The organism is Rothia nasimurium (assembly GCF_928382285.1).
GTDB lineage: Bacteria > Actinomycetota > Actinomycetes > Actinomycetales > Micrococcaceae > Rothia > Rothia nasimurium_E.
In genome coordinates this window covers 429,238-454,610 of the sequence record NZ_CAKMSS010000001.1, presented here as the reverse complement: position 1 = coordinate 454,610, position 25,373 = coordinate 429,238, and the positions used below count along the sequence as shown (strand labels likewise).

The following is a 25,373-nucleotide window of genomic DNA, read 5'->3' as shown; positions in this document are numbered from 1 at the left end:
CGTCCTTTCAAAATACTGACAGTACAACAGACTAAAGCTGGGTTGCTACCACGCCGCGGCGCAGCAGGTTGATAGCGGCCTCGCACTGGGTGCGTAGCTGGGGGTCAGACGATGCCACATGGGCAATCTGATCAAGGCTATCGATGACCTGTTTGGTCCAGCGCACGAAGTCACCAGCAGCAAGGTCGGTACTATCGATAGCCTGGGCCAGGCTCTTCCCCCGGGCCCACTTATAGACGGGCCAGACCATACCAAAATCGGGTGAGGCAGTCTGGGGTAGGCGGTGAAGCTTTTCGGCGTCATTGAGCTTGCTCCAGTGCTTCAGCACGGTCATCAGCGCCCCCTCAACCCCGTGACCCGGGTAGCGAGAGAGCAGGCCCAGTTCGTCACGTTTGGCCTCGTAAACCAGGGCAGAGACCACAGCAGCAGTTGACGCCGGGTCCAGCCCTTGCAAGAATCTGTCCTCGAGACAGAGCGAGGTCAGTAGGTCCTTTTCACCGTAAACCCGGCGCAGGGAGGCACCCCGAGCAGTAAGCACGCGGCGCCCCTCCACTGTCTCAACGTAACCGTAGCTAGCCAGCAGCTGGGTAATACGCTCAAAGACCTGGGCAATAGTGTTGGTGCGGCGCTCAATCTGACGGCGCAAACCGTCGGTATCGCGCGACAGGCGGTACCAGCGTTCAGCCCACCGGGCATGGTTCTCACGGTCAGAACAGCCGTGGCAGGGGTGATTCCGCAGGGCCCGGCGCAGCTCTTCAATCTTCTGCTCGTCCCCGCGCTCGCGCTCATTGAAGTACTTTTTCTGGGAGCCTGAGCGGGCAGGCAACCCCTGATAGAGAGCCTCGCGCATACGAGAAGCCATATCGCGGCGGTCCTTGGGGGTTTTGCCCGTAAACTTTTTCGACACCTTGATTTTGGAGACCGGCAGGACGGGCCCGTCCAGGTCGCGGGGGTCAAGGCGGCGGAGCTGTGCCGCCGTAGTCAAGATGGACGGGCGAGGGTCATCCAGGGACTCTGCCCTAGAGAGCACCAGGGCAGGGCCGGCATTCCGCCCCCGGGGAATCTCGATAATATCGCCAGGTAGCAGATCCAGGACGGAAGCCACCGCCTGGGACTGCCGCAACCGGCTACGGCCCTTCTCGGCCTTTTTCTCAAGGTCAGAGAGGTCTCGGCGGATGCGGGCGTACTCGGTGAAGTCACCCAGATGGCAGGTCATGGCTTCTTCAAAACCGGCTAGGGCTTTTTCATTCTTCCGTACGCGGGAGGCCACGCCCACCACAGACTTATCAGCCTGGAACTGGGCGAAGGAGCTTTCCAGAATTTTCTTGGTGCGCTCTGTGCCAAACTGGGCAATCAGGTTGGCACTCATATTGTAGGTGGGCTTAAAAGAGGAGTTGAGGGGGTAGGTGCGCTTAGAGGCCAGGCCCGCTACCTGCTGGGGCTCTAGTCCGGGGCGCCACATGACCACAGCGTGACCCTCAACGTCGATACCGCGGCGGCCCGCGCGTCCGGTCAGCTGGGTGTACTCCCCCGGCGTAATATCCACGTGGGTCTCACCGTTGAACTTGGTGAGCTTCTCTAGAACCACCGACCGGGCCGGCATATTGATGCCCAGCGCCAGGGTCTCGGTTGCAAAAACCATGCGAATCAGCCCCTCAGAGAAGAGGGTCTCAACAACCTCCTTGAAGACCGGCAACAGGCCCGCATGGTGGGCCGCTACACCCCGCATCAGGCCTTCACGCCACTCGTAAAAACCGAGCACCGCCAGGTCACTGGTCTCGAGGCTAGCGGTAGCCTCAGCTATATAGGCCCGAATAGCCTGGGCCTCGGCCTCGGTTGTTAGGCGAATGTCGGCATCGATACACTGCGATACCGCAGCATCGCAGCCCACCCGCGAGAAAATAAAACAGATACCGGGCAGCAGACCCGCCTTATCGAGGGAGCGAATCATCTCTGGGCGGCTAATGCGCTGGGGGCGGACGGGGGCGCTCGCCTCGTCCGCGCTGCTGCGGCGCTCGCGGTCATAGCCCTGGGACTGGTAGCCCTGGTTACGACTACGTTTGCCCTTACCCAGCCGGGAGAAGGACTTGCCGCCGGGGCCCCGTGAAGGGCGGGGGCGGCGTCCGACCCGCACCAGCTCCGGGTTGACCTCGGGCAGGTCGGTGGCGGCTGCGGCGTCCTCGACAGTGGTATCGCCAGCGAAGAGGTCCATGAGGTGGCGGCCCACCATCACGTGCTGCCAAAGGGGAACCGGGCGGTGTTCAGAAACGATAATGTCGGTCTGCCCGCGCACGGTATCGAGCCAGGCACCGAACTCCTCAGCGTTAGAGATAGTAGCCGATAGGGCGATAACAGAGATCGATTCGGGCAGGTGAATAATGCACTCTTCCCACACCGCCCCGCGGGAGCGGTCAGCCAGGTAGTGCACCTCGTCCATCACCACATAGCCCAGGTTGGCCAGAGTGGCGGAATCTGCATAGAGCATGTTACGGAGCACCTCGGTGGTCATCACGACCACGGGGGCTTCGGAATTGATGGAGGTGTCGCCGGTCAGCAGCCCCACGGCGTCCTCACCGTAGGCTGCCACCAGGTCGTTGTACTTCTGGTTACTCAGAGCCTTAATCGGGGTGGTGTAAAAGGCCTTTTTACCCTGCGATAGAGCCAGGTAGATAGCGAACTCTCCCACGATCGTCTTGCCCGCCCCAGTGGGGGCAGCAACCAGCACGCCCCGGCCGTCCTCAACCGAAGTGCAGGCCCGGCGCTGGAAGTCATCCAGGTCAAAGCTCAGGGTCTGCTCAAAGCGGTAAAGGGCGGTCTTTGAGAAGGTGGCGCGTTCTTTGGCGCGCAGGTACTGTTCAGCGTAGCTAGCCATATGTCTAATCTTAGGCGGTAGATTTCGGCCAGGGGCACCCGGCAGTCAGCTTTCGTTCCAGCGCGAACAAAAAACCGCCCCGACAGACAGTGCCGGGGCGGGAAAGTTTTAGGAGCGACCGAGCTGGTCGAGTTCTTCTAGGCTGGTGGCTCGGTTGAGTTCGTCGTCGGTGAGACCCTCTGCCAGTTTGGCGTTGCGGCGGTCGCGGCGCTTGTCGTTAAGCATGGCGATACCGATAGCAACAAAGAAGAAGAAGAGCAGGGGCAGCATGAGGTAGAGCATGGACATGATGTCGTTACCGGGGGCTGCCATAGCTGCGAGCAGACCAACGAGCACGACTACCCAGCGCCAGGACTTGAGAATGGTCTTACCGCGGATCAGGCCGATGAAGTTGAGGCCGACCAGGATAACGGGCAGTACGAAGGCGATACCGAAGACCAGCATGAATTTAACCACGAAGCTGACGTAGACGTCGGCGGTGAAGAGGTTGGTTGCGCCATCGGGGCTGAACATGGTCAGGGTGCGGACGGCGGTGGGTAGCACCCACCAGGCCAGGCCGGTGCCCAGAAGGAACATGGGGATGGCGGTGAAGGTGAAGCCCAGGGTGTAGAGCTTTTCCTTGCGGTAGAGGGCCGGGGTGATGAAGGCCCAGAGCTGGTAGAGCCAGACGGGGCTTGCGATGACCAGGCCGATGTAGAGGGAGATACGCACCATCTGGTCGAAGGGAGATGTTGCGGTGGAGTAGTTCAGGGCTGCGGTGCGGCCAGCTTCGGTGTTGATGGCGTAGACCGGGGCGCTGATGGCCTCCATGAAGGGCTCGTAGAGGAAGAAGCCGCCGATAGCGCAGATAAAGGTAGCAACAGCCGCTTTAATGAGGCGGTTGCGGAATTCGCGAAAGTGCTCGCCGAGGGCCATGGTGGCCTGGGGGTTGTTCTTTCGGCTGGTTGATTTAGCCATGGGTGCCTTCTACTGAAACTCTGGGAGCCCATAAACCCGCGCCCTGGGTGGCCAGGGCACGGGTCGGGCGGTTAACTCACGAACGCTCTGGGGGCGAGAACTTAGTTCTGTGAGCCCTTGTTCTGGTCGGTGGTGGTGGGGTTGTTGATGACCTCACCGGAAACAACGGAACCGTTGGTGTCGCCGTTTGCTTCGTTGTTCTTCTTGGAGTCGTTCTTCAAGCCGTCAACTTCTGACTTGAAGATACGCATGGACTGGCCGAGGCTGCGGGCCATGCCGGGGAGCTTGGGGGCACCGAAGAGCAGGATGATGATGACAAGGAGGATGATGAGATGGACGGGGCCGAGGTTACCGAGCACGAGCGTCACCTTTCTTGAAGACGTTTGAGGTCTCCGACGAGTTGGGGCTGTCCGAGTTCGTCGCGGCGCTGAGAGCGGCGGCGGGCTCGGTCGAGCGTTCGAGTGTTCTTGCCCTGGATGTAGTCTGCGTAGGCGGTTCCTACCGGGATGAAAAGAGCCGGTTGCGGTTCTTCTCTGAGGGGCTGGGCGTGGTTGGCCTGCCCAAGCGCATCTGTAATGCTGGACTCCCAGTCTTGGGCGGCATCGAGTGCCCCTAAGGCTTTGCGGAAGGCGCGGTATAGCAGCCAGGCTAGCAGGCAGAGCGAGCTCACTACGAGCACGGTCCACAAAACTATCCAAAACCACCAAGGCATAGTGACAATTATATATCCCAAGCGGCTTTAGTTTTGAGAATATTTTGCTGTGGGCTTGCACCGATTCTGCTGAGATATGGGTGGGTAATGTACCGGTGCAGTTGTTTGTGTTCCCTAGTCACCCAGTAGCTCTAGCAGGTCTTGCCGCAGGTGGGCAGGGGTGAGCAGGCGGGCGGTCGGGCCCAGGTCTATCAGCAGGTTAAGGGCCCAGGCGGTGTGGGCAACCGGTATTTTGTAGAAGGTCACACCGTTTTCTTCGGCTGTTTCAAGGGCGTAGCGGCAGAGGGTGCTGTGGGTTTTTTCGCGCTGGGCTACCGGCAGGCTTTTAGCGACGGCCAGAATCATGGCCTCGGCAGCAACCTTGCCGCTGGTCAGCTGGGTGAGCCAGCTGCGAGGGCTAACGGGGGCGGACGCGTCCTCCCCCGCTTCGGTGCCGGGCGGCGTCAGTCGGGTGAAGCTATCGCCCTCTACCGCGGCCATACTCAATATCTGGTCGAGCCTAAAGTGCCGCACCTGCCCGTTCAGCCGGCACCAGGCTTGCAGGTAGCGAGGCCCGTTATCAACGATGAGGGCAAGCGGTTCAATAACGCGGCGGGAGACAGACCGGTGGGAACTGTAGGTGATATCGAGGGGAATCTGCTGATCAAGAGCCCGCTGTACTAGGGGGTCAAGGTCGGCCCGATAGACCCCCACCCGTTCAGGCATGGGCGCAACCTCGGGTAGGTTCTCGGTAGCAACCGAGGCCCATACCTTCTGGCGCAGGTGGCTGTAAAAGGACTCTGTATCGAGGCTGGCCGACAGGTCGAGAGCCAGGCTCAGCACCAGGGCTTCTGTTTCAGTCAGAGACACGCCGCGGGTCAGCACCTGCTGCCCCCGCAGGGTCACAAACCCAGCCGAGTTAATGTCTAGATCCAGGGACTCAAACCCAACGCTGCTGGCTAAGCCTTCCAGCTGGGTACGGGCTTTCTGTTCCGTCGTTGAAAAGAAATCTGCCAGGGTGGCAAGGGGTAGGCCCCCGGTACTCTCGATCAGGGACACCATGAGTAGAAGCCTCATGAGCTGGTCTGAAGCACTTTCACGGGCCCGCTGAGCTACCACGGGTTTCCAGGCTTTAGTCCGGGTAGGAGCAGCGATATTGGGCGCCGGGGCGTGCCAGGCCCGCAGCTCCTGCCGAAGCCTTTCCTCTTCATCAGCGACCTTTCGCTGGTAGTCCCCCACCACGCCAGGAGCTAATGTGCCCTCCGGGAGCCGGTGGGTGCGTCCGCCCCTCATCGCCTGCAGGGAAGACTCCACCACTCCGTAGGACGGAGCCAGCTGCACCCCGTCCGCCCCCTTCCCGAGCAAAAGGGGTACAGTAGCTACCTGCGGAACCTGCTCAGGTTCAAGCGCGGCCAACTCCCGCACCATCGAAAAAGAAGCGGGAGGCTGCTGCCCCTCCACAGCCAGAACAGACAAACCCACCGCCCGATCAAGCCTAAAAATACGCTGCCCCTGACGGGCCCTATCCCAGCCCACCAGGTACCAGTGACCAAACCGCAGCCCCAGGCCCCAGCAGGTAACCGCACGCACCTCGTCCCTACCGGCATAGCGAAAACTCACGCCCTTACCCTCAGCCACCGCTGCCAGGCACTCGGCAACCCCGGGAACCGTAGTAAATCGGGCAGGCTCCCCCAGCTCACCACCCAGACGCTGGCCCACGCTCGCCCCCACCTTGAGCAGGGCAGCACGAGCCAGCCGCTCCACCTCGGTGCCTTCCCAGGCCCGCGCACAGTGGCTCAGCACCACCACGTCCAAGGCCGAAAAATCAGCCACCGCCTGCGACTTAGCCTCCAGCCGATACACAAAGCCCAGCCGAGAACGATCAGCCCGCTCAGCCACCAGCTCAACGCCCAGGGCCCGCAAGACCTGCTTATCGCGCTCAAACATACGCTCAAACGCAGCGTCAGTCGCCGCCTGATCATAACCCGGCACCCGCTGGCGCACAGCATCCCGATCCAGCCCCCAAGGGGCAGACGAGAGCACATCAAGTAAGGCAGCAGCACGTTCAACAGCTTTAGAAGTCACATACATAAAGATAGCCCCCGGCTCTTTCGAACCGGGGGCCAAACACGCTCAGGCACAAGCCCGCAGCGAGAATTAACGCTTGATGACGTCTACCAGGTCAACCACAAAAATCAGCGATTCGTTAGGGCCAATAGCAGAACCGGCACCGCGGGAACCGTAAGCCATCTCGCTGGGAATCTCCAGGCGACGGCGGCCGCCCACCTTCATACCCAGCAGGCCCTCGTCCCAGCCGCGGATCACCATACCGACACCAACCTGGAAACGCAGGGGCTCACCGCGACCCCAGGAAGAGTCAAACTCTTCACCGGTGGAGAAAGCTACACCCACGTAGTGGGCTGACACGGTATCGCCAGCCTCAACGACCTCGCCAGCACCCTCAATCTCATCGATGATGATGAGCTCTTCGGGGGTGCCACCTTCGGGAAAATCAATTTCAGGCTTGCTACGGTCGAGATTACGCTGACCAAATGACATGAGGTTTTACCTTTTCTAATCGAGTGATAACAGAGGGCTTATTCGCTAGCTGAGGCAGTTGCCTCAGCGCTCGCTGACTCAGAGGCAGATTCGGTGGCGCTTGCGCTGGCATCTGCAGTTGCGGACGCATCGGCTGAAGCGCTAGGAGATACTGCTGCGGTGCGGGTGGGTGAGGAACCCAGAATATCGACCACAAAGACCAGGGCGCCCTCGGGAGCACCGCTGGTGGCGGCGTCCTCACCGTAGGCAAGTTCACTGGGGATAACCAAGAGCACACGGGAACCCACGGTCTTACCGGCCAGACCCTGCTTCCAGCCCTCGATAACGCCATTCAGGGAAAGGTCGGCGGGGGTTGCACCAAAGTTTCCATCGAACTGAGCACCATCTGACCAGGTCACGCCCACGTAATTTACGTAAACCGTATCATCTGCGTTGACAGTGGCACCGGTGCCGGTAATCAGGTCTTCGGTGTAGAGCTCAGTGGGAGCGTCGCCGCGATCTTCAGACAGGGCCAGGGTAGCGGTGCCGTCGTCAGCCACGGAGAAGCTTTCTAGAGCTGAGGACTGCTTCTCGTTTTCAGTGCCCTCTGCACTCTTGAGCAGCTTGCCGGAGACAGTGTAAACCTCAACGTTGGTGGCGGTGCCCGCTGAAACGGTGGGGGTGGCCTCAGCAGTTGAGGTAGATGTGGCATCAATGTTGGTGGAGTAGGAGAAGGACATACCCACCTTTGAACCGATCAAAACATCATAGAGTTCAGGGGCAGCGTCCTTAAGTTCCTGACCCACAGGGATAATCATGGGCGCATCGGTGTAGGTGGTACCCAGGGAGGTACCGTCTGCACCGTTAAAGACGGTGGCGTCTACCAGCAGGCTGTCACCGTCTTCGATGGTGGCGCCGTCGCCATCCTCAATCTTGTGGGCTTCGGTACCGTTAGCGGCGAAGGGGGTTGCGAAAGAAACCGAGGGCTCGGCGGTTGCCCCGTTCATGGAGTACTCAACGTCAGCGAGGCTGCTACCGTCGCCGCTACCACCGCAGGCGGAAAGAAGGAGGGCGAGCACTGCGCCGCTGGATGCGAAAAGGGCTGATTTTTTCTTCACTGGTTTCACTTTCGTTGATGTTACGTTCGGCTGAGGAACGCTTTTCTTCACCGCGTACATACTAGCGGATAGAGCTGGGTTGGTACTGGCAATTCGCCCTATAGCCTAAATGAAGGGCGGCGACCAGGTGTCTGAGAGAGCAGGGCTGAGGGTAGCCAGGAGGTCTTCCATCGCAGCGTTTTCTGTGGCGAACGGGTCCTTGCACATGACGGTCAGATGGGGCTTGTTGTTGAGTTTCAGGTGGACCCAGTCCACGGTGAAGGGCTCCCCGGCGTTGCGGGCTGCACTGATGAAGCGGCCGCGCAGGGAGGCCCGGGTAGCGGGCGGGTGTACGGTGGCATGGGCAATGTCATCGGGGCTGACCAGGTTCTTGACCAGGCCCTTGCGGGTGAGCAGGCCAAAGACGCCTCGTGCGGGGTCGATATCGTGGTAGGCCAAATCAAGCTGCTGGATTTTGGGGTCGTCGTAGCCGCTGGCCCCGCGGGTGATGTAGGTATCGAGCAGCTTCTTTTTGATGGCCCAGTCAATTTCGGTATCGATGAGGGAGGTATCGCCGCTTTCCACCGCGTCCAGGGCTCGCCCCCAGAGATCCAGGATGTAGGGCACGTCCTCGTGGTGGGCCCCCTTCTCCTCGATGTAGCGGGTGGCGGCCACCTGGTAGTGACGTTGCAGGGTCAGGGCGGTGGCTTCACGGCCGTCCGCCAGGGGGAAGGTTGCTGTGCCGGTCAGGTCGTGGGAGATAACGCGCAGGGCTGTGGCGGTGTCTTTGATTTCGAAGTTCTCGAGGGGGTAGTAGTCCTCAAGCATGCGAAGCACCAGGTCGGTGGCTCCGAGTTTGAGCAGGGTGGTGGCCTGCGACATGTTGGAATCCCCGTTGATGACGTGCATACGACGGTAGAGCGAGGCGTCGGCGTGGGGCTCGTCGCGGGTGTTGATGATGGGGCGGGCCCTGGTGGTGGCTGTTGATGAGCCCTCCCAGATGTAGTCGGCGCGCTGGGAGAAGGAGAAGCTGGGCTGCCCCTCTGGCCCGAGCGGACGTCCGCCCCACTGCGGGGGCCCTGCAGGGTGTACCTTACCCGCCCCCACCACAATCTGGCGGGTAATCAGGAAGGGAATCAGGGAGCGGACCAGGCGGGAGAACTCCACCTTGCGCTCAAGCATGTAGTTCTCGTGGGATCCGAAAGAGTTGCCCGCCGAGTCAACATTGTTTTTGAAGAGGAAAATCTGCCCCTGATAGCCCTCTGCTTCGAGGGAATCTTCTGCCTGGTTGACCAGGTCATTGAACAGGTACTCCCCCGCCTTGTCCTGAATCAGGGCATCGCGGACCGAGGCGGTCTCGGCGGTGGCGTATTCGGGGTGGGATCCCACATCGAGGTAGAGTCGCCCGCCGTTGGGCAGGAAGACGTTGGAGGAACGCCAGGTGTCTACCACCGGCTTGAAGAGCTTGCGGGCGGCCTCTTCTGGGGCCAGGGGGCCAAGCCCTTTCGGGATGTATCTGATGCCGAACTCGGTTTCGATGCCGAATATTCTGCGTTCCACGGGTCTTCCTTAGGCGTTGGGTCGGGTGCTGGCTGCTTGTGAGGGGCTGGGCCTACTGGCCGCCCTTTTGGACGAAGCCCTTGACGAAGTCTTCGGCATTTTCTTCGAGCACGCCGTCGATTTCTGCCAGCAGGTCATCGATGTCTGATACTGCCTGCTCGTTCACCTTGGTGTTCTGGTGGGCGATGGCTACCTCTTCTACCTGCTGGGAGGTGGTTGAGGCGGTGTTCTGGCGCTGGATGCGGTCCATGATGTCTCTCTTTCTGTGGGGTATTACGGCTAGCTGTGCTGCTGGCCGGCCAGTAGGGCAAAAAGCTGGTCTGCGTGCTCTAGCCCCAGGTGGGGTTCAACGATTTCGGCGGTAAAGTACTCGGGGTTATCCATGGTCAGGCGGTGCAGGTCGATGGAGAGCGGGTTGCGTACCGAGAGGGTGTCCCAGTTGGCTCCTACAACCTCGTCGGGCCAGGTGGTGATGAGCTTACCGCGCAAGTAGGCACGGGTGTCGCGCGGTGGCTCGGCAGCAGCCCGGGCAATCTCTTCGGGGCTGAAGAGGGTCTTCATGCGGCCCAGGGCTACCAGCTTGTGGTACAGGCCCTTGCCGGGGCGGACGTCCGAATACTGCAGGTCGATGGCGGCCAGCTTGGGATTATCCCAGCTCAGGCCCCGGTCAACGTAGCCCTTCAGTAGGGCGTACTTGGCAACCCAGTCCAGGCGGTTGGCCAGGGATAGGGGGTTATCTGCCAGGACCTCTAGCACCTCGCCCCAAAGCTGCAAGATCTCGGCGGTCGCCTCATCGGGGTTGGTCTCTAGCGCGATGGCAGCATCGAGGTAGGCCCGCTGAATCTGCAGGGCGCTCATGCTGCCCCCGCCCGCCAGGGGCAGCTGGGTGCTCAGGGTCAGGTCGTGGCTGACCGTGTGCATGGCAGCAACCGGGTCAGCCAGTTTGATGGCGGGAGCAGTTTTCGCCTCAATGAGGTTCAGCACCAGGGACATGGTGCCAAACTTGAGCAGGTTAGAGGTGTGCGATAGGTTAGCGTCGCCGGTGATCACGTGCAGGCGGCGATAGCGGTTGCTGTCGGCGTGGGGCTCGTCGCGGGTGTTAATCAGAGGGCGGCGAACGGTGGTTTCCAGCCCGACGGTGCGCTCAAAGAAGTCAGCGCGCTGGGAAATCTGAAAACCTGCCTGCTCCCCCGCTGTACCCAAGCCCAGCCGTCCTGCCCCCACCATGACCTGGCGGGTAGCAAAGAAGGGCAGCAGGCTAGCTGCCAGGTACTCAAAATCGACGGTGCGGGGCACCAGATAGTTCTCGTGGGAACCGTAGGACTGGCCCTTGCCGTCCGTATTGTTCTTGTAGAGGTTGACCGCAGGCATAGCCGAACTCTGGCTAGCGGTTACCTTTTCAATGGTGGCTACGGTTTGTGCGGCGATGTGGTCGCCTGCCGCATCCCAGAGGACGGCGTCGCGCGGGTTAGTCACCTCGGGCGAGGAGTACTCGGGGTGGGCATGGTCCACATAAAAACGGGCCCCGTTGGGCAGAATCGAGTTCATGGTGACCGCATCCCAGTCGATACGCTCGGCAAAATGCCCGGCCTCGCTCAGGGCTTCTGCCGCGATATCTTCGCTGGTGAGCACGTGGGCGGTATCGGTTAGCTGGGTGGGGTGGGCCTGCTCGCGCGGCATGTCGAAACCGCGCGCATCGGCTAGCGGTGCTTCTGAACCGTACTCCCAGCGGGTCTCAAGGGCCGCTGAGAGCTCCTGCTTGAAAAGGGTGTCGTAGGTGTTGACCACAAAGGCAGAGAGCACCGTGGGGTTGGCGTGGGGCTTTGCCGGGGCATGAACCCCATACTCGGTCTCGGCCCCCATGATACGGCGAACAGTCATCGCTAGACCCCCGCTCCGGTATCGACGGCACGAGCCGGGGCGGCGTTAAGCACGCGCAGACGAATGTTAAGGGTAGAGAGAACATCCTCAATTTCGCTAGCCTGGGGAACCTCGACCTGATCCTCGAACTCTGCGCGCACGGCCTCAAGCAGGTGCTCGGTGCTGATACCCTCAGCCCCGGTAGACAGGTAAGACTTAATCGCCAGCTTCTTAGCCTGATCGACAATATTGCGGATCACGGCACCCGAAAGGAAGTCGCCCCTGAAGAGCCAGCGGCTCACGCCGTTCTCTAAATCAACACTGATGTAGCGGTTCGCCGGCTCAGCGGAGAAGAGATTCTCGATGACCGTCTCAATCATGCTGGCAACCGCCTGCTGCTGGGACCCAGCTCGTGCCACCTCAGCCTGACTAATCGGCAGATCCTCTGTCAGGTAAAGCCCGAAGATTTCGGCAGCGCCGGCCCGGTTGGGGCGGTTAATACGGATTTTCACGTCCAAACGCCCCGGGCGCAACACGGCCGGGTCAATCATGTCTTCGCGGTTGGTCGCACCAATCACAATGACGTTATCCAGGCTCTCAACCCCGTCAATCTCAGCCAGAAGCTGGGGCACAATGGTAGTTTCTACGTCCGAAGACCGGCCCGAACCGCGGGTGCGGAAGAGCGACTCCATCTCATCAAAGAAAACCACCACGGGGTGTCCAGCTCGTGCCTTGTCGCGGGCAGCAGAGAAGATATCGCGAATCTGTCGCTCAGTCTCACCCACATACTTATCCAGCAGCTCCGGGCCCTTGATGTTCAAGAAGTAGCCGGTCTTCTTACCATTCTCAGACCGCTCCGCAGCCCGCGCAGCCAGAGAGTTAGCCACAGCCTTGGCAATCAGGGTCTTACCGTTGCCGGGAGGGCCGTAGAGCAAGATACCCTTGGGCGGGGTGAGGCGGTACTGGCGGTAAATATCGGGGTGCAAGAAAGGTAGCTCAACGGCATCCCTAATCAGGTCAATCTGGTCACCCAGGCCACCGATATTGTCATAGGTAACATCGGGTACCTCTTCCAGCACCAGCTCCTGGGCATCGGTATGGGGAACCAAGGAGGTCACCATCTGAATACGCGAATCGTAGGTGACGGTATCCCCCACCCGCAGCTCGTCCGGGTCCAGGGCACCCGAGATACGAGCCACAGCCTTAGACTGATTGGGTAGGTCAACCACCAGGTGATCGTGATCAAGAACCTCCCGCACCGTCACCACATCACCGTAGCCCTCAAACCCCAGCGATACCACGGCCTGGGTCTGCTCGTTGAGCAGGACGGTCATACCCGGCTTCACTTGGGCAATCGGTAGCAGGGGTGAGCAGGTGATACGCACCAGGCGGCCGCCCAAGAGCACATCAAGATGCTCCTCAATCTCAGCCGGAGTCTTACCCTCGGCAAGATCCTGGTAGGTCATCGTCGCCCCGTGCACCCCCAGCACCAGGGCAGAATTCAGCGGCGGAGCCACCTCCTGAGCCAGCGCCATGCGCAAATGCTCAATTTCGTTCTTTGTCTTGGTCAGAGCCGTCACCAGCTTCTGGTTACGCTCGCCAGCCGCCCGCAACTGCCGATCCAGATTGCGGCGGTTATCGTTAGCGATATTGAGCTGCCGCAGAATACGCTCGTAATCTACCGACGAAACGGTTAAACGTTCACTCATGCTGGGGCACTTCCTTCTGGTGACGACTCACCGGTGAGTCAGAACCCCGCCACCCCAATCATCGGGTGGCGGGGCCGTCATGGGGTTTTAGTTTTCGGAATCCTGGTCAGCCTGCGCTGCCTCAGCCTTCTGGGCGGCAGAGGCGGCCTTCTCAGCCAGGTTCAGGGCATCGCGACCGGCCCGACGGAGCTTACGGTCAGAGACATTGCGCTCGCCCAGGGCTGCGGGAGTCCAGGCGTTCATATCCTCTTCTGAGAAATCGGTCTTTGAGGCGCGGCGCTTGGGGGCCAGACGCTCTGCCCCGTCAGCTAGGCGGCGGGCGGTAATGAGGAAGCCTGTGTGGGCTACCATACGGTGGTCGGGGCGCACTGCCAAGCCCTCAACGTGCCAGCCGCGCACCATGGTTTCGTGGGATTCGGGCTCGGTGAAACGGCCATCGGCGCGCAGGGCCTCAGCCACGCGGGAGAGCTGGGTGACGGTTGCAACGTAGCAGATGATGACGCCGCCGGGCGCCAGGGCGGTGGCTACGGCGTCCAGGCACTCCCAGGGGGCCAGCATGTCAAGGACGGCGCGGTCTACGCTACCGGGTTCTTCAACCTCGCCCAGTGCTTCAGCCAAATCGCCCAGGGTCAGCGACCAGGCGGGGTGCTCCCCACCGAAGAAGGTCTCGATGTTGCCGCGGGCGATATCGGCAAATTCTTCTCGGCGTTCGAAAGAGCGCAGGTGGCCGCCGTCCCCCACGGCCCGCAGCAGGGCGATAGAGAGAGCACCGGAGCCGACGCCAGCTTCAATCACGCGGGCACCGGGGAAGATATCGGCCATGGCCACAATCTGGCCGGCGTCCTTGGGGTAGACCACGGCAGCGCCGCGGGGCATAGAAAGCACAAAATCCTTGTAGAGCGGGCGCAGGGCCTGGAACTTGAACCCCTCGGAGTTTTCAATCACGGTGCCCTCAACGTTGCCGATGAGCTCGCTGTGCTTAAAAAAACCGCGGTGAGAGTGGTACTCCCCGCCTTCAGCCAGGGTAATGGTGGTCATGCGTCCGCGCTCGTCGGTTAGCTGGACGCGCTCTCCCGGGCGGAAGGGGCCACGACGGTTGACACTACCGGTAGGGGTGCTCATAAGGTCAGATTTCTCTTTCGTTTTTGGTCTGGTTTCTTCTATTGTCTCAGAAAAGCGCGGTGGGGTCATTTAGATGAAGACGTGCCAGCGCCCACGGTGGCGAGCACCGCCTGAGTCATGGCCTGGGAGGTCACCAGCCCCACGGGGGTGGCGGCGTCCATCACCACCCAGGTGAGGTTCTGCCCCCGCTGCTCTTCGGGCAGCCGGTAGTGGGCAAAGCCGCTGTACTCATCGAGGGTGTCGATGTAGCCGGTCTGAATGCCCAGAGTGCGGGCTGCAAGGGGCTGGGCGATCGCGGCAAGGGGCTGCTGGTCAAGAGAGCCCAACGAGGCAGCGAGTGTTGTAGGTTCAACGAGGGCAAGGGGGTGCACGGACGATCCCTGCTGCTCTACCAGGAGAAGGTGGGATACGCCGTCCCAGCGCTGGTGGGCACCACCGATGCTGCTGTGCGGGTCAGCAAGCTGGGCGGGAGCCATCAGGGCGGACGCCCGTAGGGGGTGGTGAGGGTCGGAATCCTGCGCGAGTTGTTTGAGGGAGTGGTTGGTGCCGCTCCACAGATAAAAGGCCAGGGCAGCGGCTACCAGTAACACCCAGGGGGATCGCCACAGGCCGGTAAAGAGCAGGGCGCTAGCTAAGAGGGCAAGGAGCAGAAGACCCGTATAGGCTGTGACCCGGGTTGCCACCGACCGGCGTCCTACCAGGATAAAGACCAAGGCTTCGAGGGCATAGCCACCGTCGAGGGGAAAGGCAGGTATCAGGTTAAAAATACCGATAGCAAGGTTGACCTGGGCTGCTAAGGCGAAGCCAAAGAAGTCGGCGGATCCCGTCGCCCACCATATCAACTGACACAGGGCCGCTACCGCAAAGTTCACCAGCGGGCCAGCCACCGATACTAGTAGCGAGGTAGCTGCCGAAGCGGTCTGCATCTTGGTCTGCCCGCCCCACATGTTCAGGGAGATGGACGAAATCCGCACCCCCTGTGCCCGGCCGACCGCAGCGTGTGCCAGTTCGTGGGCGAAGACTCCCAGCGCCAGGGTACCGGCAACCACACCGGCAGCGAGATAGCCCTGCAGCTCTGTTAAAGACCGCAAAGATGCCAGGTTCATACCGTAACCCACCACGACCAAAGCCATGAGGGGGAACCAGGAGAGGCGCAGATATATTGGCGCCCCCGCGAAAGAACCAATCCGAAGACCCGGATGGGACGTCATACCTTTACCTCCTGAGCGCTACATCACCGGAGCTACCGCCCCGGAACTCTCTAGTCTATTGCCTGTAGAGGTTACGGCCTATCAGGAGTAGGATATGGGGGGTGATTAATCAGCCCCTCCCCCTCAACGCTCTGAACCATTTTGCAAGCACCTCCACCCTACCGGCTCACGCCCCCACCGTGCTCCTGGTCGGTTTCACAGGGTGGAATGACGCCGGTGATGCCGTTATCGACGCCTTCCGCGCGCTGTGGGAGCACTACCCCGCTACACCGGCACCCGGCTTTGACGTGAGCGGCTGCTACAACTACACCGAAACCCGGCCTCTTCTGAGCATCGATGAGGAAGGCACCCAGCGCATTACCTGGCCCGATACCGTCTTTACCGAGGCACACACCACCGCCGGCGTCCGCCTGCTGACCCTCTCGGGCCCCGAGCCCTCCATGAACTGGCATGCCTACATCGAGCGTTTTAAAGACCTGGTGCAGCGGGAACAGGTTGACCTGGTGGTCTTCTGCGGGGCCCTGCTCGATGAGGTCCCCCACACCCGCCCCCTGCCGCTGAGCGTTACCAGCTATACCAGTAGCGTCCTCGCCTTAGAGGGCGTAGAAGCCAATGCCTACCAGGGTCCAACCGGCCTGATTGGCGTGTTGGCGTTCGAAGCCGGGCAGGCTCACATACCGGCTCTCTCCCTTTGGGTGTCGGTTCCCCACTACCTGCCTGAGCCGCCCCACCCCAAGGCAACCTTCACCCTGCTCTCTGCCCTCGAAGCGATTCTGGGCTTCCCCATGCCCCTAGAGCGCAGCGCAGACGACATCGCCAGCTGGAACCACCAGGCCGACGCCCTCATCGAGGACGAGCCCGAGCTGGCCAGCTACGTACGAACCCTAGAATCAATAGCTGAGGCCAACGACGATATCGCTGACCTCAGCCAAATAGATATTGCGGCCCAGTTCGAGAAATTCCTCAAGGACCAGGACGACAACTAGGCAGCAGGTGCCAGATCAACACCCAGGCGGGCCATGAGCAGGTCGGCTACCAGCTGACCGCCGGCACCACCGTTCTCAAGGGTAGAGAGGGCCCACTGGTCAAGGGCAACCAGAGCGGCGGGGGTGTTAAGGTCGTCGGCAAGATGCTGGCGGACGCTCTCAAGCAGGGAAAGGGCGGCCTCATCGGCCTGCCCCTCGGCAGCTGCCGCAGCCGAACGGTAGAGTTCCAGACGCCCCTGGGCCTTGGTCAGCAAATCTTCCTGCCAGAACCAGTCGGTGCGGTAGTGGTTATCCATAATCGCCAGGCGGATAGCAGCAGGTTCTACACCGGCAGCCCGCAGCTTCGACACCAGCACCAGGTTACCCAGGGACTTGCTCATCTTCTCCCCGTCAAGGCCCACCATGCCGGTGTGCATGTAGTGGCGGGCCATAGGCTCACCGTTCAGGGCAAAGGAATGGCTCGAACCCAAATCGTGGTGCGGGAAAATCAGGTCAGAGCCACCGCCCTGAACAGAGAAGGGTGCTCCCAGGAACTCACTCGAGATCACGCTGCACTCGATATGCCAGCCGGGGCGGCCGCGTCCTAACTCCCCCGCGTCCCAGGCAGGCTCCCCCGCCCGCTCAACGCGCCACAGCAGGGGGTCAAGGGCGTTACGCTTACCGGGGCGATCAGGATCGCCGCCGCGCTCGCCAAAAATAGTCAGCATCTCTTCAATGCTGTAGTGGGCCACCTGACCCAGCGACCAGCCGCCTTCGCGGCCTTCACCCAGTTTCTGGGCGGCCTCAATATCGAAGTAGATATCGCCGTCGGGCTGGGTAACACCCTGCTCGTCGGTGAAACCGGGCACGCGGTAGGCCACACCCTCGTGCAGCAGTTTCTGCACAGCAGTCGCCACAGAGGGCACCGAGTCAACAACGCTCACGTAGTGGTCGGGGGCAATGACGTTCAGGGCCACCATATCGGTACGGAACAGCTCGGTCTGTTCCTCAGCCAGCTGCCGCCAGTCAACGCCGGTCGCTTCGGCACGTTCAAGCAGGGGATCATCAACGTCGGTGACGTTCTGTACGAAAGTTACCTCTACCCCGGCATCGCGCCAGGCCCGGTTCAGCACGTCAAAAGCAACATATGTAGAAGCGTGCCCCATGTGGGTCGCGTCGTAGGGGGTAATACCGCAGACGTACAGCCCTGCGCGGCTCTCACGCTCAAGGGTCTGCCTGCCTCCGGCCGCAGTATCAAAGACGGTGGGAAGGGGCGCCTGCCCCGGGAGTGACGGAATGGTGGGCTGGTCCCAAGCTCGCATGAAAACCTCACGATAGTTGATGTGCGCCTACCCCGAATAGCCTCGGGCGGTGCTTTTTCTCTTCCTAAAACAATACCCGCCCGGAAAGGTATTTCCGGGCGGGTAAAAAGTGAGACAGGTCTACGCGGCGAGGACGCCGGTGCCCAGCAGGATGTACAGGGCAAGACCCAGGGCGATACGGTACCAGACGAAGATGCTGTAGCTCTTGTTGGAAACGTACTTGAGGAACCAGCCAATGATCAGGTAGCCGACTACAAAAGCAACCAGGGTTGCAACCATGGTAGAACCGAAACCGTAGTAGCCGGAGAAGCCCTCAGAGATGCTGCCTGCCAGCTTGTAGAGACCCGATGCGAAAACTGCGGGGATTGCCAGCAGGAAGGAGTAACGGGCGGCAGCCTCACGGGTGTAGCCCATGAGCAGACCGGCCATGATGGTACCGCCGGAGCGAGAGACACCGGGAACCAGGGCCAGGGCCTGTGCGAAACCGTACAGAATACCGTGCTTGATGGTGAGGTCTTTCAGCTCGCGCTGTTCGCGACCGATACGGTCTGCAATACCCAGGAAGATTGCGAACACAATCAGCATGGTTGCGGTAATCCAGAGGCTGCGGAAGGTTGAATCGATGTAGTCCTCCAGCAGGATGCCCAGAATACCAATCGGCAGGGAGCCGATAATGATGAACCAGCCCATGCGGGCGTCCGGATCCTTCTTATCGACCTTGCCCACCAAAGAACCGAACCAGTTCTTGATGATGCGAACGATGTCCTTCCAGAAGAAGACCAAAACAGCCGCTTCAGTACCCAGCTGGGTGATAGCGGTAAAAGCCGCACCGGGATCCTCACCGTTCGGCAAGAACTGACCCACGATACGAATATGACCCGATGACGAGATCGGCAAAAACTCAGTTAGACCCTGGACGAGACCCAGGATGATTGCTTGTATCCATTCCACAGCAGAAAACTCTACGCGAGTCAAAGAAAAAGCACAGCACCGCTCGCGGTGCTGTGCTTGGAATAACAGGTAGAACTTAGGTAACCGGTCTACTTCTGCTCTTCATCGAGGTAGTACTCCACCTCATCATCATCGTCTTCGTCGTCTTCTTCATCGAAGTCGTAGTCAAAGTCATCGTCGTCGTCTTCATCATCGATGAAAACTTCGAGCGGCGTGACCTCTTCGTAGGCGTCGAACAGGGCTTCTTCGTAGCGTTCAAAGGCGTTTGCGATGGCTACGTAGGTGTTGTCGACGGCGGCGTCGTGTTCACCGCGGCTATTGATAATAGCGTTGAGGTGCTCTTCGAGGGCGGCGGTCAGGTGAGCCAGTTCGGCACGAGGGTTATTACTCATACAGTAGACGTTACTCCCTTTCTCAGTGCGTGGGAAATACCGGGCGGTGAAAATTTGGTGAATCACACATAACAGTGCCGCCCCGCTCGGGTGGGAGCGGGGCGGCACTGTCTATAGGGCCAGGCTTCGGATGCGCTAATGGCTTATCCGGTTTTAGAAGCCCAGGGTTGCCAGTGAGGAGTTGATGGCGTTGGCTGAGGCGCGCAGACGCTCGATTTCCTCGTCGGTCATGGGGACGTCGAGTACGCGCTTGACGCCGTCACGGGAGACAACTGAGGGCAGTGAGAGAGCGGCTTCACCCTCGATGCCGTAGCGGCCGCGTACCTGGGTTGCGACGTTGAGTACGGCGTCCTGGCCGTGCAGGATAGCTTCGGCGATGCGGGTCGCCGAGATGCCGATGGCGTAGTTGGTGGAACCCTTACCTTCGATGACCTTGTAGGCTGCACGCATGGCTTCTTCTGCCAGTTCTGCCTTGACTTCTTCGGTGAAGACCTTTTCGCCGTCTTCGTTGGTCCACTCGTCAAGGGGAACCATACCGATGTTGGCTGCTGACCAGACGGGGAATTCTGAGTCGCCGTGCTCACCAACGATGTTGGCGTGAACTGACTTGATGGAGACACCGGCCTTTTCAGCAATCAGCCAGCGCAGGCGGGATGAGTCGAGCACGGTACCGGATGCGAAGCAGCGCTCGGTGGGCAGGCCGGTGATCTTCTGAGCAACAACGGCGAGGACGTCGCAGGGGTTGGTGACGATCATGAGGATAGCGTTGGGGGCTACCTCCATGACCTTGGGAAGCATGGACTTGAAGATGTTGACGTTTGCTTCTGCCAGTTCGAGGCGGGGCTGACCGGGCTTCTGGCGGGCGCCTGCGGTAACGATGATGAGGTCTGAGTCGCGCAGGATTTCTACATCGCCGCTGCCTGAAACTTCAGCTTCGTGGGCGAACATGGTGCCGTGGGCGATATCGAGGCCTTCTGCCTCAGCGCGCTCACCGGCGATGTCGTAGATAACGATTTCATCAGCTGCGCCGCGCAGGGTTGCTGCGTAGGCGGTTGCTGAACCAACACCACCTGCGCCGATAACGCCGAGCTTGGTGTTCTTCTTTTCGAGAGCCATGGGAGGTTCCTTTCAGCAGATGCTGTGGGGTTGTTTTGTGTTCGTTACATCTCAAGTATGCCAGAAAAAATACGCTTTTATGTGGGTTTATCTGCTTTTCATTTGGGGTTTTGCTGACCTTTACTCAGAAAAGCCCACAAAACCAAATATGTGCAGCTTGACCCTTTGTGAAAGCTCACACCCGGTCTTACGTAGATAATTTCAAGCCACCCTGCCCATTGTGGCGCACAAGACGCTTTCAGAAGGAAGTATTTTTGCAGAACTGCACTTAAGCTTGTTAAGTTCGCGAACCCAAGACTACGCAACCGCCCGCCACAAGCGTCCGCGCACCGTAGACCAAGCAAAACCGCGCGAACCCGCAATTCACTCCAGACCTAAAGGTTCGTCATGTCTACAGCACCAGCTACACCAGAGCAGACAACCGCCCAAGACCAACCCCTCATGACCCATCGGCAAATCATGCTGGTCATCGTCGGTCTTATGGCGGGCATGTTCCTCTCATCCCTCGATCAAACCATCGTCTCTACAGCTATCAGGACGATCGGCGATGACCTCCACGGCCTAGAACAGCAGGCATGGGTCACCACCGCCTACATGATCACCTCCACGATCACCACCCCCATCTACGGCAAACTCTCCGACCTCTTCGGCCGCCGCCCCCTCTACCTCTTCGGTATCGTCGTATTCATTCTGGGTTCGCTTCTTTCCAGCTTCTCCACCTCGATGATCATGCTGGCAGCCTTCCGCGCTTTCCAGGGCATCGGTGCAGGCGCCCTCATGTCTCTGCCTATGGCGATTATGGGCGATATGCTGGCTCCCCGTGAGCGCGCCAAGTACCAGGGCTACTTCCTGGCCATCTTTGGCATCTCCTCCGTGCTCGGCCCCCTCACCGGTGGTCTCTTTGCCGGTAGCGACGAAATTCTGTGGATTACCGGCTGGCGCTGGGTCTTCCTCATCAACGTCCCCATCGGCATCATTGCCCTGGCTATGGTCTGGAAGTTCCTGCACCTGCCTCGCATCACCGATACTGCCCTCAAGCCCCGCGTTGACTGGTGGGGTGCAACCAGCGTTGTCGTAGCTCTGGTCCCCCTCCTGCTCGTGGCTGAACAGGGTCGCGAATGGGGCTGGACCTCCGCAGCGTCCATCACCTGCTTCGTCATCTCCGCCCTGGGTCTAGCAGCCTTCCTCATCATCGAATCCAAGATGGGTCAGGACGCCATTCTCCCGCTGGCTCTCTTCCGCTCCGGTGCCTTCTCCATGTCGTCCCTTCTGGGCTTCCTGGTTGGCTTCGGCATGTTCGGCGCCATGATGACCATCCCCCTCTACCTGCAGATTGTCACCGGGCTAACCCCCACCGAGTCGGGCTTCGCAACCCTACCCATGATGGCCGGTATTATGACCGCGTCCATCGTGTCGGGTCGCATGGTCGCTAGCACCGGCAAGTACCGCATCTTCCCCATTCTGGGCACCGCCCTCATGGTGGTTGCCTACTACTACCTGACCTTCATGACAGCGGACCGCCCCCTCTGGTTCCTCATGCTGGGCATGTTCATCATGGGTCTTGGCCTGGGTCAGCTCATGCAGTCCCTGACCCTGGCAGCCCAGAATGCTGTTGCTCCCTCCTACATGGGTGTGGCGTCCTCCGCCGCTACCTTTTTCCGTCAGATCGGTGGCACCATGGGTACCGCCGTCCTGCTGTCGGTTCTCTTCTCAGCTATGCCCGGCAACATCATGAAGGCCATGGGCAACGAGGACGACCTGCGTTCGGGTCTTGACGCCGCGCTGACTCCCGCTGTGGCCTCCGCTCCTGAGAACCAGGGCATCATGGAGCAGATGTGGAATCAGATTGTGGAGCCCGCCCAGAGCTCTATCGCCTCTCAGCTCTCAGCGGCCTCTGACCAGGCTCGCACCGCCGCCGACGATGCGGTCTACCAGCAGGTTTCTGCTGCGGTTCAGGCCCAGGTTGACGCTGGCACCCTACCTGCCGACCAGGCTCAGACCTTCATTGACGCCCAGGTAGCTGAAGCCACCCCTGCCGCTGAACAGGCTGCCCTGGTATCTGCCGCCGAGCAGGCTCACGCGTCGGTTCAGGACGGCACCCTGGTCGTTGACTGGTCAGATGAAGCCCAGCGCTCCTACTGGGTAGACCAGCTCACCCCCACCCTGGCAGAGCAGATTTCTTCGACCTCCACCGATGGTGAAGAATCAGGCGTTTCAACCTCTGATACCTCTTACCTCACAGGTGCGGACGCCCGCCTCACCCGCCCCTTCATGGTTGGCTTCAACGCTTCAACCCTGTCGGTCTACTGGGTTGCCTTCTTTGCCACCGTTATGGCCTTTGTTCTGGCTCTCTTCTTCAAGACTCCCCCGCTGCGTGCAGCTTCGGGTCTGCAGGAGAACGCTCAGGGCAACAAGCAGGCTGAAGATGCCGCTGAGCCCCAGGCCGAGGTAGCTGAGCGCGATGTGCTCGAAGTTCAGACCGTCTACACCGGCAGCATCCCCGTTGTGGAGGCTGTTCCCACCACTGCCGCACCCCAGGCTCCCCTAGCGTCTGGCAAGAAGCCGCGGGCTGGCGTCCTTGCTGCTGCTGTAGGAACCCTGGCTCTAGGTGCCGCCCTGTTGAGCTGGCTGCACCGCCGCTCCCGCTAGCAGAAGGCCGGGGCCTGCCACCGATGAATTCGGCGGCAGGCCCCGGCCTTTTTAAACCAAACTCTAGATAAGAGAAGTTGCTCTACGTTCCGCAAAAGCTCGTGAAGAAGCGGGACTCGGCAGGAGCGCCTTCCAGATAGTCCAGGCCGGCATGGCGCTCAAAGGGGTTACTGACGGCTTCCAGCAGCTCCTCAAGCGGTTGCCGATTCCCGCGCTCCATCTGCCGTAGGGCAGCGTCGAGGGCTAAATTTCTGGGGATGTAGACCGGGTTATGTGCCAGCATGAGTTCCGTCGCCCGTTCAGGGGTAGTACCTGTAGCGACCTTCAGTTCTTCCCACCGAGTCAACCAGCCCTGCCGGTCTCCCTCCGGTAGCAGGCAGGTTCCTTCAGCCAAAGACCTAAAGAACCCTGTAAAGTCCAGCGCGTGGCGCTCTAGCAGCCCCAGAGTTGCCTGCCCGAACCTGCCCACTTGGGCGCGGACGTCCTCACCAACCCCGCCCAGGTCAAGCCCCAGCTTGATAGCAAATGCCGCTATTTGCTGCTCCACCACTTCATCTTCGAACTCCGAGATCACCTCGGTGGCTAGGTGGATTGCCCGGTTCGGCTCTTCAGGGTCGATGATATCGAGCAGGGTTTCGGCAAAGCGGGATAGGTTCCAAGCGGTGATGCCGGGCTGGTGGTTGTAGGCGTAGCGGCCCTGGCGGTCGATGGAGCTGAAGACCTTATCCCGCTCAAAAGCATCAATGAAAGCGCAGGGGCCAAAGTCAATAGCTTCACCAGAAATAGTTACGTTATCGGTGTTGAGCACCCCGTGCACGAACCCCAGCGCCTGCCAACTAGCTACCAGGCGAGCTTGCCGCTGCGCCACAGCCCGAAGAAGGGCAAGGGCCCGCTCACTGCGATTTTCTCCCGGGGTGAGGTCGGAGTAGTGACGAGCCAGGGCATAATCGACCAGCTGCCCCCGCACCTGAGGGTCGCAGTGGTACTGGGCAAACTGGAAGGTACCTACCCGCAGGTGGCTGGCGGCAACACGCAGAACCAGCCCCGCCGGTTCCGGTTCAGGTGCGCGGCGCTGCACCTTCTCTCCGGTCTCAAACACAGCCAGGGCCCTGGTAGTCGGCAGACCGAGCGCATGCAGGGACTCCCCGATGACAGCCTCGCGCCAGGCCGCCGACAGTGGAGCCTTGCCGTCCGAACCGGGGCGGGAGAAGGTCGTCCGACCACTGCCTTTCAGGTGAAGATCGCAACGGGTAGCCCTACCGCCTTCTTCTTGCGCGGGGATAGCCAGTTCGCCAATGAGGTGGGCCCGACCGTCACCCAGCACCGGAGAGAGCTGCCCGAACTGGTAGCCCGAGTAGGCCAGGGCGACTGTGGGGGCCTCTCCCCTGCCCGTCATCCAGGCGAGACCGGCGTCCGTGCGCAACCAGGCCGGGTTCAGCCCCAGGTCGCGGGCAAGATTCTCGTTGAGCCAGGCCAGGCGGGTACCCTGCGGGATGTCCGGCTGGGCATGGCGAGTGAGGTCGGGGAAGGTCTCGCTGTAGGTATGGTCAAGGAGCGGGGCGGACGCACGGGGTTCAGTAGGCTGCATAGGGCTAGTTTATCGCCCGGTCGAAGGCTAGAGAGACTGGCTTGGAGGGTGGGAGCTGCCCCCGATTTCAAAATTTTTTAAGGGCGCCAGCCAAAAATTATCAGTTTAACTGATGAATAAAGTTGATAATCTACCGGGGCATAAAAATTCCGCCGGGGCCTATGGCTCGTAGCGGCAGGGCTTAATTCAACAAAAAACCGGCTCCTGTCAACAGGAACCGGTTTTTTCTATATCCCATACGGGGTTTTATTGTGCGCGAGGGGGGACTTGAACCCCCACCCTCTAATACGAGGACTAGCACCTCAAGCTAGCGCGTCTGCCTATTCCGCCACCCGCGCAAGGTGTCTTGCACTTCTTCAACCGAAGCCGTGCTGGCAACGAGTAATAACTATACCGGGCACTTCTCGTGCGCGCAAACCAGAAAAGGGATTTGGCGGCATAAGCTCCATCACATCCGAACGTTGGGTGACTATCAGACAAGCACTCCCCTACGGGTTAGCACTCAAGATTCCTGATCCAACCCACCTCAGCAGGGCTCCTGTCAACAAAAAACCGGCTCCTGTCAACAGGAACCGGTTTTTTCTATGTCCCACATGGGGTTTTCTTGTGCGCGAGGGGGGACTTGAACCCCCACCCTCTAATACGAGGACTAGCACCTCAAGCTAGCGCGTCTGCCTATTCCGCCACCCGCGCAAGGTGTCTTGCAGACTTCAACTGAAGCCGTGCTGGCAACGAGTTATTACTATACACAAGGTTTAGCGAACGTGCAAAAT

The 25,373-nt window shown here is 60.4% G+C and carries 20 protein-coding genes and 2 tRNA genes; 2 read left to right on the top strand and 20 right to left on the bottom strand.

All coding sequences use genetic code 11. The annotated features are described in order from the left end of the window. Positions 1-31: 31 nt before the first annotated feature. The 13 genes from L6758_RS01905 to L6758_RS01845 form a co-directional block, all read right to left on the bottom strand. Positions 32-2,872, bottom strand: coding sequence for a DEAD/DEAH box helicase (locus L6758_RS01905; RefSeq protein WP_237204939.1), 2,841 nt, complete (start codon positions 2,870-2,872; stop codon positions 32-34). Between the two features lie 108 nt (positions 2,873-2,980). After that, a complete protein-coding gene (gene tatC, locus L6758_RS01900) occupies positions 2,981-3,829 on the bottom strand; it encodes a twin-arginine translocase subunit TatC (RefSeq protein ID WP_237185672.1) in 849 nt (282 codons plus the stop codon). 101 nt (positions 3,830-3,930) lie between these two features. Continuing rightward, positions 3,931-4,188 carry a Sec-independent protein translocase subunit TatA gene (gene tatA, locus L6758_RS01895; RefSeq protein WP_135013989.1) on the bottom strand — a complete coding sequence of 86 codons (258 nt, stop codon included), beginning with the start codon at positions 4,186-4,188 and terminating at the stop codon, positions 3,931-3,933. Between the two features lie 5 nt (positions 4,189-4,193). Beyond that, entirely contained in the window at positions 4,194-4,508 is a 315-nt protein-coding gene (locus L6758_RS01890; RefSeq protein WP_237204938.1) for a hypothetical protein, read from the bottom strand. Positions 4,509-4,655: 147 nt separating this feature from the next. Beyond that, positions 4,656-6,605, bottom strand: coding sequence for a helix-turn-helix transcriptional regulator (locus L6758_RS01885; protein ID WP_237204937.1), 1,950 nt, complete (start codon positions 6,603-6,605; stop codon positions 4,656-4,658). 72 nt (positions 6,606-6,677) lie between these two features. After that, positions 6,678-7,079 (bottom strand): FKBP-type peptidyl-prolyl cis-trans isomerase, encoded by a 402-nt coding sequence (locus tag L6758_RS01880; protein ID WP_237185669.1) that lies wholly within the window; start codon positions 7,077-7,079, stop codon positions 6,678-6,680. A 38-nt stretch (positions 7,080-7,117) separates the two neighbouring features. Then, the gene (locus tag L6758_RS01875) at positions 7,118-8,176 is read right to left on the bottom strand and encodes an FKBP-type peptidyl-prolyl cis-trans isomerase (RefSeq protein WP_237204936.1); all 1,059 of its coding nucleotides are present in this window, start codon (positions 8,174-8,176) and stop codon (positions 7,118-7,120) included. Between the two features lie 105 nt (positions 8,177-8,281). Next, on the bottom strand, positions 8,282-9,715 hold the full coding sequence (pafA, locus tag L6758_RS01870) for a Pup--protein ligase (RefSeq protein ID WP_237204935.1): 1,434 nt from the start codon (positions 9,713-9,715) through the stop codon (positions 8,282-8,284). A gap of 52 nt (positions 9,716-9,767) precedes the next feature. Then, positions 9,768-9,965, bottom strand: a complete 198-nt coding sequence (locus tag L6758_RS01865) for a ubiquitin-like protein Pup (RefSeq protein ID WP_237204934.1) — start codon at positions 9,963-9,965, stop codon at positions 9,768-9,770. A gap of 29 nt (positions 9,966-9,994) precedes the next feature. Beyond that, positions 9,995-11,596 carry a depupylase/deamidase Dop gene (dop, locus tag L6758_RS01860; RefSeq protein WP_237204933.1) on the bottom strand — a complete coding sequence of 534 codons (1,602 nt, stop codon included), beginning with the start codon at positions 11,594-11,596 and terminating at the stop codon, positions 9,995-9,997. Between the two features lie 2 nt (positions 11,597-11,598). Beyond that, positions 11,599-13,284, bottom strand: a complete 1,686-nt coding sequence (gene arc / locus L6758_RS01855) for a proteasome ATPase (protein ID WP_237204932.1) — start codon at positions 13,282-13,284, stop codon at positions 11,599-11,601. An 87-nt stretch (positions 13,285-13,371) separates the two neighbouring features. Beyond that, positions 13,372-14,406 carry a tRNA (adenine-N1)-methyltransferase gene (locus L6758_RS01850; protein ID WP_237185663.1) on the bottom strand — a complete coding sequence of 345 codons (1,035 nt, stop codon included), beginning with the start codon at positions 14,404-14,406 and terminating at the stop codon, positions 13,372-13,374. 65 nt (positions 14,407-14,471) lie between these two features. Then, complete coding sequence (locus tag L6758_RS01845; protein ID WP_237204931.1) at positions 14,472-15,617, bottom strand: site-2 protease family protein; 1,146 nt, start codon at positions 15,615-15,617, stop codon at positions 14,472-14,474. 101 nt (positions 15,618-15,718) lie between these two features. Between L6758_RS01845 and L6758_RS01840 the strand changes: the two genes are divergently transcribed. Beyond that, positions 15,719-16,603: a PAC2 family protein gene (locus L6758_RS01840; RefSeq protein WP_237204930.1), complete on the top strand. Its 885-nt coding sequence runs from the start codon at positions 15,719-15,721 to the stop codon at positions 16,601-16,603. Here L6758_RS01840 and mshC read toward each other — a convergent pair. The 4 genes from mshC to L6758_RS01820 form a co-directional block, all read right to left on the bottom strand. Then, a complete protein-coding gene (mshC, locus tag L6758_RS01835; RefSeq protein WP_237204929.1) occupies positions 16,600-17,904 on the bottom strand; it encodes a cysteine--1-D-myo-inosityl 2-amino-2-deoxy-alpha-D-glucopyranoside ligase in 1,305 nt (434 codons plus the stop codon). The two genes, L6758_RS01840 and mshC, sit on opposite strands and share 4 nt — an antisense overlap. Before the next feature lie 120 nt (positions 17,905-18,024). Continuing rightward, positions 18,025-18,855: an undecaprenyl-diphosphate phosphatase gene (locus L6758_RS01830; RefSeq protein WP_237204928.1), complete on the bottom strand. Its 831-nt coding sequence runs from the start codon at positions 18,853-18,855 to the stop codon at positions 18,025-18,027. A gap of 89 nt (positions 18,856-18,944) precedes the next feature. Then, positions 18,945-19,247, bottom strand: a complete 303-nt coding sequence (locus L6758_RS01825) for a hypothetical protein (protein WP_237193651.1) — start codon at positions 19,245-19,247, stop codon at positions 18,945-18,947. 153 nt (positions 19,248-19,400) lie between these two features. Next, positions 19,401-20,363, bottom strand: coding sequence for an L-lactate dehydrogenase (locus tag L6758_RS01820; RefSeq protein ID WP_237185657.1), 963 nt, complete (start codon positions 20,361-20,363; stop codon positions 19,401-19,403). 387 nt (positions 20,364-20,750) lie between these two features. On the opposite strand from L6758_RS01820, the gene L6758_RS01815 reads away from it, so the two are divergent. Beyond that, positions 20,751-23,012 (top strand): MDR family MFS transporter, encoded by a 2,262-nt coding sequence (locus L6758_RS01815; protein WP_237204927.1) that lies wholly within the window; start codon positions 20,751-20,753, stop codon positions 23,010-23,012. An 82-nt stretch (positions 23,013-23,094) separates the two neighbouring features. Here L6758_RS01815 and L6758_RS01810 read toward each other — a convergent pair whose 3' ends face one another. From L6758_RS01810 to L6758_RS01800, 3 genes are all read right to left on the bottom strand, one after another. Beyond that, positions 23,095-24,600, bottom strand: a complete 1,506-nt coding sequence (locus L6758_RS01810) for a protein adenylyltransferase SelO family protein (protein ID WP_237204926.1) — start codon at positions 24,598-24,600, stop codon at positions 23,095-23,097. 252 nt (positions 24,601-24,852) lie between these two features. Then, positions 24,853-24,938 (bottom strand) — tRNA-Leu (locus L6758_RS01805). Between the two features lie 269 nt (positions 24,939-25,207). Then, a tRNA-Leu gene (locus tag L6758_RS01800) sits at positions 25,208-25,293 on the bottom strand. Positions 25,294-25,373: the final 80 nt, after the last annotated feature.

Coding starts and splice junctions, on each gene's coding strand:
- L6758_RS01905 (WP_237204939.1), bottom strand. CDS start 2,872: ATGGCTAGCTACGCTGAACAGTACCTGCGCGCCAAAGAACGCGCCACC.
- tatC (WP_237185672.1), bottom strand. CDS start 3,829: ATGGCTAAATCAACCAGCCGAAAGAACAACCCCCAGGCCACCATGGCC.
- L6758_RS01880 (WP_237185669.1), bottom strand. CDS start 7,079: ATGTCATTTGGTCAGCGTAATCTCGACCGTAGCAAGCCTGAAATTGAT.
- L6758_RS01865 (WP_237204934.1), bottom strand. CDS start 9,965: ATGGACCGCATCCAGCGCCAGAACACCGCCTCAACCACCTCCCAGCAG.
- dop (WP_237204933.1), bottom strand. CDS start 11,596: ATGACTGTTCGCCGTATCATGGGGGCCGAGACCGAGTATGGGGTTCAT.
- arc (WP_237204932.1), bottom strand. CDS start 13,284: ATGAGTGAACGTTTAACCGTTTCGTCGGTAGATTACGAGCGTATTCTG.
- L6758_RS01850 (WP_237185663.1), bottom strand. CDS start 14,406: ATGAGCACCCCTACCGGTAGTGTCAACCGTCGTGGCCCCTTCCGCCCG.
- L6758_RS01845 (WP_237204931.1), bottom strand. CDS start 15,617: ATGACGTCCCATCCGGGTCTTCGGATTGGTTCTTTCGCGGGGGCGCCA.
- mshC (WP_237204929.1), bottom strand. CDS start 17,904: ATGCGAGCTTGGGACCAGCCCACCATTCCGTCACTCCCGGGGCAGGCG.
- L6758_RS01825 (WP_237193651.1), bottom strand. CDS start 19,247: ATGAGTAATAACCCTCGTGCCGAACTGGCTCACCTGACCGCCGCCCTC.
- L6758_RS01820 (WP_237185657.1), bottom strand. CDS start 20,363: ATGGCTCTCGAAAAGAAGAACACCAAGCTCGGCGTTATCGGCGCAGGT.
- L6758_RS01815 (WP_237204927.1), top strand. CDS start 20,751: ATGTCTACAGCACCAGCTACACCAGAGCAGACAACCGCCCAAGACCAA.
- L6758_RS01810 (WP_237204926.1), bottom strand. CDS start 24,600: ATGCAGCCTACTGAACCCCGTGCGTCCGCCCCGCTCCTTGACCATACC.